Genomic DNA, 12,974 nt, shown 5'->3' with positions numbered 1-12,974 from the left:
AAAACCTCTAGGAAAGTGGATCGATGGCGCTCAACGGCGCCTCGGCGCTGTAGTCATCGGCGAACGGAATGGCGGGCTGGAACAGGGTTTTCCAGTCCGGTCGGCCCTCGGCCCGGTCGCTGTGGCTGCGCATGAGTTTTTCGTATTGGCGTTGCGCCTGACGTTGCAGGGCGGGGTAGTCGACGCCGTTGACCTGACCGTCGTGCATCACGCAACGACCGTCGATATAACTGGCGATGCAGTCGTCGCCGCGCCCGGCCAGTAACAGGTTTTTCAGGGGGTCGAACAGCGGCCCCAGATGCAGGCCGCGCAGGCTGAACACGGTGATGTCGGCCTTGGCGCCGGGGGCCAGGCGACCGAGGTCATCGCGACCCAGCGCCCGCGCACCACCGAGGGTGGCGGCGTTGTACAGATCGAGGCTGCTGGTCAGCGCAGAACCGCCTTCCATCAACCGCGCAATGTTCAGGCCGTGGCGCATGTTTTCCAGCAGATCCGCCGGCCAGGTGTCGGTGCCGAGGGCGAAGTTGATGCCCTTGGCGCGGTAACGACCAAATGAATTCAGCGCCTCGCCGTCGCGGGCGAACACCAGCGGGCAATGCACCAGACTCGCGCCGCCGTCGATCACTCGCTGCAAGTCATCGTCCCCGGTGGTGTAAATGCCGTGGGGCAACAGGCTGCGCGGCGTGAGCAAGTCCAATTGCTGCAACCAGCCCAGCGGCGAAGTCCCGCGCAATTGCTCGACCATCGCCACTTCACTGAGCGCCTGACAGCAATGCAACCGCATCGGCGCGTTCAGTTCGCGGCTCAAGGCCGAGGTGCGTTGCAGCAATGCCGGGGTGCAAGTCTGGATGCGATCAGGCAGCAACGCGCCGCGAATCAAGCCGTCATGCGCGCCGTCGAAATCCTTGAAAAAGCTTTCAGCCGCCGCCAATCCAGCCAGCCCCCGCTGTTCATCCCAGTGATGATCGAGGCTGCCGTCAGCCTGCCAGTAGCTCATGCCGCTCATATAGCAGGGGCCGAGGTAAGTGCGCAGGCCGAGTTCACCGGCAACAGCCGCGACGGCAGCAAATTCGTCGTAGGTTTCCGCCCACTCGCGGTAGTACATCGAAGTGATCGGCATCGCCGTGGTGATGCCGTTGCGGATCAATTGGCTGAAGGCGTAGCGGTATTTGAACAGCTCTTCTTCGGCGTTGTACGTCTCACGCGCGCCGTTCGCCAAGTACTCTGACGACCACATGCGGCCCATGCCTTGTTCATCGCCGTTGTCCAGCGTCAGCACGGTGGAATCGAGATCGCCTAGCGCATCCAGATCAATGAAGCCGGGGCCGATCAACGCATTGCCGTAGTCGATCCACTGATCCACCGGCCCCGCGTAACCGCGTCCGACAAACTCGATGCGCGAACCGGCGAACACCACTGCACCGTCGCGCCACAGCACATGCTGGGTGCCGTCGAAACCGACCACGCAACTGGCGCGCAGACCGATACGTCTCACAGACGGCTGCTCAGCAAGCGGCCACCTTCGGCGATCAACTCACCGCTGCGATAGACCTGACGCAATGGCCGCGCAACGACGGCTTCGCCAAGGGTCTCCACCGGCATCAACAAAAAGTCCGCAGGCTGCCCGAGGGCAAAGCCGTAATCCTCGATGCCCAACGCCCGCGCACCGTTGACCGTGGCTGCGTCGAACGCTGCGGCCAGTTCATCGTCCTTGGCCAGATCAAACCGGAACGCCAGCAACATCGCCCGTTCCAGCATGTCGCCATTGCCCATCGGTGACCACGCATCGCGGATGCCGTCGGAGCCCAGGCAGACATTGACGCCGGTTTCGCGCAGGGCGAGAAATGGCGGCACGGCGGTGTCGGCAGGCGCCGAACTCATTAGCGAAATCCCCAGTGCCGCCAACCGCTCGGCGACCGGTTTGACCTGACTCCACGGCAACATGCCGAGGCAGTAGGCGTGGCTGATCATCACGCGGTTTTGCAGGCCGAAACGTTCGGTGTAGTCAGCGATCAACGCAATCTGCCACAGGCCCAACTCGCCTTTGTCGTGCAGGTGAATATCCACACCCCGGCCGAATTCAGCCGCCAGTTTGAAGACGAAATCCAGTTGCGCGATCGGATCGTTGTCGATGCCGCACGGGTCGAGCCCACCGACGTTTTCCACGCCCAACGCCATCGCCTCACGCATCAGTTCGGCGGTGCCGGGGCGGCTGATCAAACCGGTCTGCGGAAACACCACCAGTTGCAGGTCGATGAGGTCTTTATAGCGCTCGCGCAATTGCTGCATGGCTTCGACGTGACGCAAGCCGAATTCCGGGTCGATGTCGACGTGGCAGCGCATCGTCAGCGAGCCACGGGCGATGCAGTTTTCCAGCAGCGCGCCGGCGCGTTCGGCGATGGGCGCGGTGACTTCACGGAGGATGCGGCGTTCGTTGCTGATGTAATCCTTGAGCGTCGGCCCGGCGCTGTTCGGGCGCCAGGGTTGGCCGTAAAGGGTTTTGTCGAGGTGGACGTGGCTTTCGACCAGCGCGCTGGTGAGCAGTTGTTGTTGGCCGTCGATGTCGCTGGCGGCCAGCGGTGCGTTGGACGCCGGGCGGCGTTGAGCGAACCGGCCGTTTTCGATGAGCAGGTCTTCGGCGGGGGCACCGTAGGGGCGTACGTTGCGGAGCCAATGTGGCTGGGTCATATCAACCTCATTCAGGTCTCAGAAAGTTGTGGTGGCCGAGCGGGCCTCATCGCTAGCAGGGCTAGCTCCCACATGGGGCCAGTGTTGAATTCAAAATTCGTGGACAACCAAAATCCCCTGTGGGAGCTAGCCCTGCTAGCGATGGCCGCGCCTCGGTTTCAAGCCAGGTGATCAGCCCTTGAGCTTCGACCAGATCCGGTCCTGCAGCTCGCGCGCCTTGTTGCTGCATTCCTTTTCAGGGCGCAAACGCGAGGCGTATTCGTCGGGCATGTTGATCGCATCCATCACCTTCCACTTTGGATCAAGCAACGAATCGCTCTCCCACATGGGGCCAGTGTTGAATTCAAAATTCGTGGACAACCAAAATCCCCTGTGGGAGCTAGCCCTGCTAGCGATGACCGCGCTTCGGTTTCAAGCCAGGTGATCAGCCCTTGAGCTTCGACCAGATCCGATCCTGCAGCTCGCGCGCCTTGTTGCTGCATTCCTTTTCAGGGCGCAAACGCGAGGCGTATTCGTCGGGCATGTTGATCGCATCCATCACCTTCCACTTTGGATCAAGCAACGAATCGCTCTGAATCCCGTTGGCGTAAGCAATGGCGTTGGAAACCGCAGCGGCGTTCTCCGGCTTCATCATCCAGTCGATAAAGATCTTCGCGTTGCCCGGGTGCGGTGCGCTTTTCGGTACGGCGAAGTTGTCCTGGAACATCGCCAGGCCTTCGCGCGGATAAACGTACTTGATCGTGCTCTTCTGCAACGTCGCCCGTGCGGTCGAGCCGTTCCAGTTCTGCATCATGATCACCTCGCCCGAGGCCATGCGATCCACGGTGTTGTCGGAGCTGTACATCTTCAAAAACGGCTTCTGTTTTTGCAGCAGTTCGAGGATGCGTTTGGCGTCCTGTGGGTTTTCGCTGCATTCGTCGACATTCAGATAATGGCTGGCGGCGTTGATCACGCTGCTCGACGTATCGAGGGCGGCGAGTTGGCCTTGCAGCTCCTTGCGCGGCTCAAAGAATTCTTTCCACGAGTCATCCAGTTTGCCGCCGGGCACCCGTGCGCTATCGTAGGAAAACCCGGTGGTGCCCCACAGATACGGCGCCGAGAACTTACGCCCAGGGTCGAAGCTCGGATCACGGAACGGTCCTTTGACGTACTGGAAATTGCTCAGGCTCGGCGCGTCGATTTCCATCAGCAGGCCCTGCTTGATCAGCGTCTGCATGATCGATTGCGACGGCACGATCACGTCATACGCCGCGCCGCCGGCCTGCAATTTGGCGAGCAGGGTTTCGTTGCTGTCGTAACCGTCCATCGTCACTTTGATGCCGGTTTCCTTTTCAAACTTGGCCAGCAAGTCCACCGGGTAGTAATCGGTCCAGTTGTAGAAAAACAGTTCTTTCGGCTCGGCGGCGTGGGCGCCGAACGCGGCGAAACAACTCAGGGCCAGACCGGATACTGCCAAACGCATGCTTTTGACTTTCATGAGAGCGCTCCAGATTTATTGTTGTTTACCGCGTTGGCCCAGCCAGAAGGCCAGCACCACAAGGACGATGGAAATCACCAACATCAGCGTCGAGATCGCATTGATCTCCGGGGTCACGCCCGCCTTGATCGCCGAGAAGATGTACACCGGCAACGTCGTCGAGCCGGGCCCGGCGACGAAGAAGGTCATGATGAAATCGTCGAGGCTGACCACGAACGCCAGCACCGCACCGGACAACACTGCCGGCCATAGCAACGGCAAAGTCACGCGGCGGAACACCTGCCATGGATTGGCATAGAGATCGTTGGCCGCTTCCAGCAGGCTTTTGTCCAGATCGTTGAGCCGTGCACGGATCGGCAGGTAGGCGAAGGGAATGCAGAAACCGATGTGCGCAACGATCACCGTGAGCAAACCGAGCTTGATGCCCAGCGCCATGAACAGCAGCAAGGTCGCCACGGCGGTGACGATCTCCGGCAGGATCAGCGGCAGGTTGATCCCGCCCTCGACCATTTTCTGCCCGTAGAACGGCCGGTAAGTCGCCAGCGCTGCGAGCAGGGCAATCGCCGTGGCGCAGACCGTGGCGAGGGTGGCGACGATGATCGAATTCAGCGCCGCCGTCTGAATCGACGGGTTGGCCAGAATCCGTCCGTACCAGGCAAACGAAAACTCGGTCCACACCGTCGCCGAGCGATTGGCGTTGAAGCTGTAGGCGATCAACACGAAGATCGGCAGGTACAGATAGGCGAGGATCAGCAGGCTGATTTCGCGCGTCGCCGGGAGTTTTTTCAGGTGCAGGGAAATCATGCTTTCGCCCCCCGATGGATGGTCTTCGCCGCATGGCGGCTGTACAGCGCGTAGAGCACCAGCGACACCAGCAGAATCGCCAGCAACAGGAACGACAGCGAACTGCCCAGCGGCCAGTTGCGCGCGGTGCCGAACTGTTGCTGGATCAGGTTGCCGATCATCAAGGTCTTGCCACCACCCAGTATGGCCGGGGTGATAAACGCGCCGAGGCTCGGCACAAACACCAGCAACGCACCGGCAATCACCCCGGGCATCGACAGCGGCAGGATGATTCGGCGCAACGCGTGCCAGCGATTGGCGCCGAGGTCATAAGCGGCTTCGACCAGACGCCAGTCGAGTTTTTCCAGGGTCGAGTAGATCGGCAGAATCATGAACGGCAGGAAGCTGTAGACCAGACCGACACTTACCGCGAAGTCGTTGTAGAGCAGGGTGATGCCGCCAGCGCTCGGAAACAGCGCGTTAAGGCTTTGCGCAACCCAGCCGTGTTCGCGGAGGATGATCAGCCACGCGTAGTTGCGGATCAGCAGGTTGGTCCAGAACGGAATGGTGATAAGCAAGACCATCAGATTGCGTCGGCGCGGGGTCAGGCTCGACATCCACAACGCCACCGGAAAACCGAACAGAAAGCACAGCGCGGTGGTGCCGCCGGCCTGCAATACCGAGCGCAACAGCGCCTGGGCGTAGACCCAGTTCAGTTCCAGTTCGCCGTCGAAACCTTCCTGGAAAAACAGCTGCACGTAGCTTTGCAGTTGCCATGGCGCTTGCCAGTCGACGCCGCCGTAGGTGTTGCGCGGCAGCAGGCTGATGTAACCCATGATCCCCAACGGAATGGCAATCAGGGCGAGTAGAGTCAACACCACCGGGCTGAGCAACAGCGCGCGGTTGAGGGCAGGGGAAGTGCTGCTGACGCTCATCTCAGGCCTCCATCAACAGGCAGGCGTGCGGCGGCAGGTGTACGGCAACGCGTTCGCCGACCGCGCGGCTTTGGTTCAGGCCTTCATTGTTTTCGCGCAGCATGACTTTGATGTCGTTGTTCAACCGGCACTGATAAAGCGTCGCGGTGCCGACGTAGAGCACCGCTTCGATGATGCCGCGCAGGTGATGGGGCTCGCTGGCATCGACCAGTTGCGAACGCTCCGGGCGGAACGCCAGTTGCACGCTGCTGCCGGCGAAGCTTTGTTGCTGACAGGGGATTTCGATCGGCATGCCGTTGGGCACGAAGAGTTTTTCGTTGTGCTCGCCGTGCTTGAGCTGGCCGGGGAGGAAGTTGATGTCGCCGATAAACTGCGCGACAAAACGGTGTTTCGGGTGTTCGTAGATATCGGTCGGCGTACCGATCTGGAGGATTTTGCCGGCAGACATTACGGCGATACGATCGGACAGGGTCAGCGCTTCTTCCTGATCGTGGGTGACGAAAATGAAGGTGATGCCGGCTTCTTTCTGTACGCGCTTGAGTTCGACCTGCATTTCCTTGCGCAGCTTCAGATCGAGCGCCGACAACGGTTCGTCCAGCAACAGGACCTTGGGTTTCGGCGCCAAGGCCCGGGCCAGAGCCACGCGTTGTTGCTGGCCGCCGGACAATTCCGCCGGTTTGCGCGCGGCCAGATGCTCCATTTGCACCAGCGCGAGCATTTCGTTGACCCGATCTGGTATCAACTTGCGATCAAGACCCTGCATCTCGAGCCCGAAGGCGATATTCTGCGCGACACTCATGTGCGGAAACAGCGCGTAGCTCTGGAACACCGTGTTGACCCGGCGCTTGAACGGCGGCAGATCGTTAACCGGCTCGCCGGCCAGACGAATTTCGCCTTCACTGACGTGTTCGAAACCGGCGATGGTGCGCAGCAGGGTGGTTTTGCCGCAGCCCGAGGGGCCGAGCAGGGTGAAGAATTCGTTGTCGGCGATGTTCACCGAGACGTTGTCGAGGGCTGGCGCAAGGCCAGGATCGTCGGAGTAGCGTTTGGAGACGTTGCGCACTTCAATTGCTATTGGTTGACCCATAATGGTGCAATCCTCTATTTATTGTATGCAATATCTGAATGCAATTTAGAAATACCCGGATTAATCTGCGTGTGCAACCCCCTTTTTCCATGGCCAGGCATCGCCAGGGGTTGGTTGCCCGACGCTAAAGGAGTGTTCGAATGACCGAAAAGAAATTGGAGACCACGGTCGACCGCGTCTACCAAGGGGTTTACGAGGCGATCAGCAAGCGTTCGTTGCGCCCGGGAATGAAGCTGGGCGAGGCCTCGCTGGCCGAATTATTTAATGTCAGCCGCACGTCGGTTCGCGCCGCGCTCAAGCAATTGGAGGCCGATGGACTGGTCACTACCGAGCCCAACAAGGGTGCATCGGTGTCACTGCCGAGCAACGAAGAGATCCGTTCGCTGTTCGAAACCCGCCGGCTGATCGAGATCGGCATCGTCACCGAACTGTGCCGGCGCAAGGACACGGCGGCGATGCAGGACTTGCGCGAACATCTGCTGCTGGAAGATGAAGCGCACGCCGCCGGCGATCATGAACGCTTGATCCATCTGCTCGGCGAGTTCCACATCAAACTGGCGCGCAGCCTCAACAATCCGGTATTGCTCGACTGGTTCCAGAAGCTGATTTCCCGCGCCTCGCTGTACGCCGCCGCACTCGACGACGACAGCCACGAAGCCTGCCGCGACGACGAACACCTGCGCCTGCTCGAGTACATCGAGGCCGGCAATCAGAGCGCCGCCATCGAGCTGACCTGCATGCATTTGAACGGCATCGAAAAAGCCATTCTCGACGTCGCCGCAAAGATGAAAACTGGCTACCATCCGCTCAAGCATTTGATCGGCGTCTGACCCAGGGCGAGGATGAAATCGGCTATACCTTTTATGAAACCAATGCGCCTGAAGACGCTCGAAACAGACGGGCGTCGTGTCATTCTCGCGGCGAGGTTTACGGGACAACCAGTACAGGACACTAAGTCAGGCGATGCAGTTTTTATCCGATAGCCATGGCTGTGACGGCTGGAAAGGCGAAATGGCCGAGCGCATCTGCGCGTTCGACTGGAGCCGGACTGAACTTGGTCCGCTGGACACCTGGCCGGCCAGCCTGTGCGCCTCTGTGCAATTGATGCTGGCTTCGCCGCTGCCGATGGTCATGCTCTGGGGCCGTAGCGGCTACATGATCTACAACGACGCCTATTCGATATTTGCCGGTGGTCGCCATCCTTACCTGCTGGGGGTGCCGGTTGAGCTGGGCTGGCCGGAAGTCGCCGATTTCAATCGCCATGTCGTCGATACCTGTCTGGCCGGCGGCACCCTGTCGTTTCGCAATAAAGAGCTGGTGCTGCTGCGTGATGGCGTTCCCGAAGATGTCTGGCTCGACCTCTATTACAGCCCTGTGGCCAATGACGAAGGCGAGCCGAACGGGGTGATGGCGATGGTGGTAGAAACCACCGAATTCGTGATCTCGGAACGCCTGCGCCAGGAAGCGGAAAACGCCTACCGCGCCGACAACGAGCGGGTACGGCTGGCGTTGAATGCCGGGGCTTTGCTCGGATCGTTCGTCTGGGATGTGAGAAACAACACGCTGTCAGCCGATGAACGCTTCGCCCGTACGTTCTCCTATCCGCCGGATCAGGACCTGAGCAATCTGGACCAAGGCATCGCCGAGTCGCGCATCCATCCCGATGATTTCGCGTGGGTGCAGGAGCGGGTCACGTATTCCCTGCAGACCGGCGAACCTTATAACGCTGAATATCGCGTCCAGCGTAGCGATGGCAGTTATATGTGGGTGTTGGCCAGCGGCGCTTGCGAGTTCGACGAGAACGGCGAGGCGTTGCGTTTCCCGGGCGTGTTGATCGACATCCACGAACGCAAGAACGCCGAAGAATCCCTGCTCAAATTCACCCGCAACCTCGAACAGCGTGTCGCCGATGAGGTCGAGGCGCGTCTGGCGGCGGAAGAGCAATTGCGTCAGTCGCAGAAGCTCGAATCGATTGGCGGGCTTACCGGCGGCGTCGCTCATGACTTCAATAATCTGCTGCAAGTCATCGCCGGCAATCTGCATCTGCTCGCCCGGCACGAACCCGATAACGCCAATGTGCAACGTCGCGTCAGCGCCTCACTGGCGGCGGTCGAGCGCGGTGCCAAGCTGTCCTCGCAACTGCTCGCATTTGCCCGCCGCCAACCGCTGTCGCCGGCGGTGTGCGATCCGCAGCAGATCTTCGATGGCGTCGGTGAATTGCTCCAGCGGGCGCTGGGCGAAACCATTCAGATCAACGTGCAATTGCCGTCGGAGCCGTGGCACATCAACGTCGACCGCAATCAACTGGAAAACGCGATTCTCAATCTGGCAATCAATGCCCGCGATGCCATGAATGGGGACGGCACCATCGGTCTCAGCGCCGCCAATGTACGACTGGATCGCGAATTTTGCAGTGGCAAAGGCATCGTTCCCGGGGATTATGTCCGGGTCGCCGTCAGCGATAGCGGGGCGGGTATCCCGGCGCAGATTCTGGAGCAGGTGTTCGAGCCGTTCTTCACCACCAAGGCTGATGGCCAGGGCACCGGGCTGGGCCTGAGCATGGTGTTCGGTTTCGTCAAGCAGAGCGGCGGGCACGTCGAGATCGACAGCCAGGTTGGCGAGGGCACACGGGTGCAGTTGTACTTCCCGCGCAGCCTGCGGCCGATTCTTGACGAGTCGCCCAATCTGCAACGGCAACAGAGCGGCGGGCACGAGACGCTGCTGGTGGTCGAGGATAACGACGCGGTGCGCACCTCGGCCGTCGAATTGCTCCGTGAAGAAGGCTATCGCGTGCTGACCGCCGGCAATGGCGATGCGGCGATGAAAATGCTCCTTGAGGGCAGCGAAGTCGATCTGATCTTTACCGATGTGGTCATGCCAGGACTGATCAAAAGCTCTGATCTGGCCGCCTGGGCCAAGGTTCAGACGCCGCCGGTGCCGGTGCTGTTCACCTCCGGCCACACCCGCGACATCATCTCGCGCAATCATCAACTGAGCCCTGAAACCCACTTGCTCGGCAAACCTTACAGCCCCGAAGCGTTGTTGCAGATGCTGCGCGTGGTGCTGAGTGCCTGAGCCCTCAAAGCAAGGCCCGTCAATGACTTCCAAGCGAAATTCGAAAGCGCCCGCCGGCATGGTGCGGGTGCGTGGTGCCCGTGAACACAATCTGAAGAACGTCGACGTCGATATTCCTCGCGACGCGCTGGTGGTGTTCACCGGGGTGTCCGGTTCGGGCAAGTCGTCACTGGCCTTTTCCACCTTGTATGCCGAGGCTCAGCGGCGTTACTTCGAGTCGGTGGCGCCGTATGCGCGGCGGCTGATCGACCAGGTCGGCGTGCCGGATGTCGACTCCATCGAAGGCCTGCCGCCGGCCGTGGCCCTGCAACAACAGCGTGGCACGCCGAGCACGCGGTCGTCGGTGGGCAGCGTCACCACGTTGTCGAGCCTGATCCGCATGCTCTATTCCCGCGCCGGCAGTTATCCGCCGGGGCAGCCGATGCTCTACGCCGAAGACTTTTCGCCGAACACGCCACAAGGCGCTTGCTCGGACTGCCACGGCCTCGGCCGGGTTTACGAAGTCACCGAGGCGCTGATGGTGCCGGACCCGAACCTGACCATTCGCCAGCGTGCCGTGGCGTCGTGGCCCTTGGCGTGGCAGGGGCAGAACCTGCGCGACATCCTCGTGACCATGGGCATCGACGTCGACATCCCGTGGAAGAAACTGCCGAAAAAGCAGCGCGACTGGATTCTCTTTACCGAAGAAACCCCGACCGTGCCGGTGTACGCAGGGCTGACCCCGGAAGAAACCCGCGTCGCCCTCAAGCGCAAGATGGAGCCGAGTTATCAAGGCACCTTCACCGGGGCGCGGCGTTACATCCTGCACACGTTCACCCATTCGCAGAGCGCGCTGATGAAGAAGCGCGTGTCGCAATTCATGCTCGGCAGCCCTTGCCCGTTGTGTGACGGCAAGCGCCTGAAGCGTGAGGCGTTGTCGGTAAAGTTTGCCGGGTATGACATCGGTGGGCTGTCGCAGATGCCGCTGTTGCAAGTCGCTGAGGTGCTCAGGCCGGTGGCGGCGGCGAGTTATCTCGAACATGCCGACGAAACCGGCGAGACCTTGAGCCATGCGCAAACCCGCGAGGCCCGCCAGCAGCGCGTGGCCCACGGCGCCAGCGGGCACGCCAGTGCACCGGATGTGCGGCATACGCCGAACCTGTCACTGGAGAAGCGTCTGGCGGCGCAGCGCATTGCCGAGGATCTGCTGGAGCGGGTCAGTACGCTGACCGACCTTGGCCTCGGTTACCTGGCGCTGGAGCGCAGCACGCCGACGCTGTCGTCCGGTGAATTGCAGCGCTTACGCCTGGCGACGCAGTTGGGTTCGCAGTTGTTTGGCGTGATCTACGTACTCGACGAGCCGTCCGCCGGGTTGCATCCGGCCGACGGCGAGGCGCTGTTCGAGGCGTTGCAGCGCTTGAAGGCTGACGGCAACACGCTGTTTGTCGTCGAGCATGACGTGGAAACCATGCGCCGCGCTGACTGGTTGATTGATGTGGGGCCGGCGGCGGGCGAGAAGGGCGGCCAGGTGTTGTACAGCGGCCCGCCGGCGGGGTTGGCCGGAATCGAGGCGTCACAGACTCGCGCCTATCTGTTTGCTGAAACACAGCGGCCGACCCGTGCGGCGCGTAAACCGACGGCGTGGCTGAAACTCGACGGCATCACCCGCAATAATCTGAACAACCTCAGCGCCGAATTCCCGTTGGGCTGCTTTACCTCGGTGACCGGTGTGTCCGGCTCCGGTAAATCGAGTCTGGTCAGTCAGGCGCTGCTGGAGCTGGTCGGCGCGCAATTGGGCCGTGCGACAGTGGAGAGCGAGCCTGAAGAACTCAGCCTCGAAGACGACGCGCCGCAGGTCAGCAGCGGGCAGGTCAGTTCCGGGCTGGAATCGATCAAGCGTCTGGTGCAGGTTGATCAGAAACCGATTGGTCGCACGCCGCGCTCCAATCTGGCGACTTACACCGGGCTGTTCGACAACGTGCGCAAGCTGTTCGCCGCCACCCCTGAGGCGCGGGAGGCGGGGTATGACGCCGGGCAGTTTTCCTTCAACGTCGCCAAGGGCCGCTGCGCCACCTGTGAGGGCGAAGGGTTTGTCAGTGTTGAGTTGCTGTTCATGCCCAGCGTGTATGCGCCGTGCCCGACCTGTCACGGCGCGCGCTACAACCCGCAGACTCTGGCGATTCGCTGGGAAGGCTTGAGCATCGCCCAGATTCTGCAATTGACCGTCGATGAAGCGGTGACGGTGTTTGCCGAGCAGCCGGGGATTCGCCGTTCGCTGGAGGTCTTGCGTGACATTGGCCTGGGCTATCTGCGCCTCGGCCAACCGGCCACAGAACTGTCCGGCGGCGAAGCGCAGCGAATCAAACTGGCGACCGAGCTGCAGCGCAATCAGCGTGGCGCAACGTTGTATGTGCTGGATGAACCGACCACGGGCCTGCATCCGCGCGATGTCGATCGGCTATTGGAACAACTCGATACGCTGGTGACGGCGGGGCACACGGTGATCGTGGTCGAACACGAAATGCGCGTGGTCGCGCAGAGTGACTGGGTGATCGACATCGGCCCGGGAGCGGGGGATCAGGGCGGCAAGATTGTCGTGGCGGGCACACCGCAGAAAGTCGCCGCGAGCAAGAAGAGCCGAACCGCGCCATTCCTGGCGAAGGCCTTGAGCCGATAGTTGCGCCGATCCGACTGGCCTCATCGCTAGCAGGGCTAGCTCCCACAGTTTGTGTGGTGTGACCAATCCCTCGGTACACCCAAAAACCTGTGTGGGAGCTAGCCCTGCTAGCGATGGCGGAGTGTCAGCCACTGATGAAGCACCTGATCTGACCCAAGCAAGAAGGCCAAACCGCGCCATTTCTGGCGAAGGCCTTGAGCCGATAATTACGCCGGTCCGACTGGCCTCATCGCTAGCAGGGCTAGCTCCCACAGTTTTTTACGGTGTGACCAA

Annotated in this window: 9 protein-coding genes and 1 pseudogene; 3 read left to right on the top strand and 7 right to left on the bottom strand. The window is 61.1% G+C overall.

The window, feature by feature from the left end; genetic code table 11:
- Positions 1-7: 7 nt before the first annotated feature.
- The 7 genes and pseudogenes from AC3Y64_RS15630 to AC3Y64_RS15600 form a co-directional block, all read right to left on the bottom strand.
- Positions 8-1,495: an amidohydrolase family protein gene (locus tag AC3Y64_RS15630; protein WP_489984360.1), complete on the bottom strand. Its 1,488-nt coding sequence runs from the start codon at positions 1,493-1,495 to the stop codon at positions 8-10.
- On the bottom strand, positions 1,492-2,688 hold the full coding sequence (locus AC3Y64_RS15625) for an amidohydrolase family protein (RefSeq protein ID WP_489984359.1): 1,197 nt from the start codon (positions 2,686-2,688) through the stop codon (positions 1,492-1,494). The genes AC3Y64_RS15630 and AC3Y64_RS15625 overlap by 4 nt, the downstream gene beginning before the upstream one ends.
- A gap of 171 nt (positions 2,689-2,859) precedes the next feature.
- Positions 2,860-3,009: pseudogene (locus AC3Y64_RS15620) on the bottom strand (extracellular solute-binding protein); the annotation flags it as partial.
- A gap of 103 nt (positions 3,010-3,112) precedes the next feature.
- Positions 3,113-4,165, bottom strand: coding sequence for an extracellular solute-binding protein (locus AC3Y64_RS15615; RefSeq protein WP_489984358.1), 1,053 nt, complete (start codon positions 4,163-4,165; stop codon positions 3,113-3,115).
- A gap of 15 nt (positions 4,166-4,180) precedes the next feature.
- A complete protein-coding gene (locus AC3Y64_RS15610) occupies positions 4,181-4,969 on the bottom strand; it encodes an ABC transporter permease (protein ID WP_158957233.1) in 789 nt (262 codons plus the stop codon).
- Entirely contained in the window at positions 4,966-5,883 is a 918-nt protein-coding gene (locus AC3Y64_RS15605; protein ID WP_489984357.1) for an ABC transporter permease, read from the bottom strand. The genes AC3Y64_RS15610 and AC3Y64_RS15605 overlap by 4 nt, the downstream gene beginning before the upstream one ends.
- Before the next feature lies 1 nt (position 5,884).
- Complete coding sequence (locus tag AC3Y64_RS15600) at positions 5,885-6,970, bottom strand: ABC transporter ATP-binding protein (protein WP_489984356.1); 1,086 nt, start codon at positions 6,968-6,970, stop codon at positions 5,885-5,887.
- Between the two features lie 140 nt (positions 6,971-7,110).
- Between AC3Y64_RS15600 and AC3Y64_RS15595 the strand changes: the two genes are divergently transcribed.
- The 3 genes from AC3Y64_RS15595 (at position 7,111) to AC3Y64_RS15585 (ending at position 12,701) form a co-directional block, all read left to right on the top strand.
- Positions 7,111-7,800: a GntR family transcriptional regulator gene (locus AC3Y64_RS15595; RefSeq protein WP_038368903.1), complete on the top strand. Its 690-nt coding sequence runs from the start codon at positions 7,111-7,113 to the stop codon at positions 7,798-7,800.
- A 133-nt stretch (positions 7,801-7,933) separates the two neighbouring features.
- Entirely contained in the window at positions 7,934-10,045 is a 2,112-nt protein-coding gene (locus AC3Y64_RS15590) for a hybrid sensor histidine kinase/response regulator (RefSeq protein ID WP_489984355.1), read from the top strand.
- Between the two features lie 22 nt (positions 10,046-10,067).
- Entirely contained in the window at positions 10,068-12,701 is a 2,634-nt protein-coding gene (locus AC3Y64_RS15585; protein WP_489984354.1) for an excinuclease ABC subunit UvrA, read from the top strand.
- Positions 12,702-12,974: the final 273 nt, after the last annotated feature.

Source organism: Pseudomonas sp. 4CAES_32.4, assembly GCF_058136335.1.
This window is presented reverse-complemented; position numbering and strand designations above follow the sequence as displayed.

Bases quoted from the DNA above. Each gene is read 5' to 3' on its own strand.
- AC3Y64_RS15625 (WP_489984359.1), bottom strand. From the start codon at position 2,688: ATGACCCAGCCACATTGGCTCCGCAACGTACGCCCCTACGGTGCCCCC.
- AC3Y64_RS15615 (WP_489984358.1), bottom strand. From the start codon at position 4,165: ATGAAAGTCAAAAGCATGCGTTTGGCAGTATCCGGTCTGGCCCTGAGT.
- AC3Y64_RS15610 (WP_158957233.1), bottom strand. From the start codon at position 4,969: ATGATTTCCCTGCACCTGAAAAAACTCCCGGCGACGCGCGAAATCAGC.
- AC3Y64_RS15605 (WP_489984357.1), bottom strand. From the start codon at position 5,883: ATGAGCGTCAGCAGCACTTCCCCTGCCCTCAACCGCGCGCTGTTGCTC.
- AC3Y64_RS15600 (WP_489984356.1), bottom strand. From the start codon at position 6,970: ATGGGTCAACCAATAGCAATTGAAGTGCGCAACGTCTCCAAACGCTAC.
- AC3Y64_RS15595 (WP_038368903.1), top strand. From the start codon at position 7,111: ATGACCGAAAAGAAATTGGAGACCACGGTCGACCGCGTCTACCAAGGG.
- AC3Y64_RS15590 (WP_489984355.1), top strand. From the start codon at position 7,934: ATGCAGTTTTTATCCGATAGCCATGGCTGTGACGGCTGGAAAGGCGAA.
- AC3Y64_RS15585 (WP_489984354.1), top strand. From the start codon at position 10,068: ATGACTTCCAAGCGAAATTCGAAAGCGCCCGCCGGCATGGTGCGGGTG.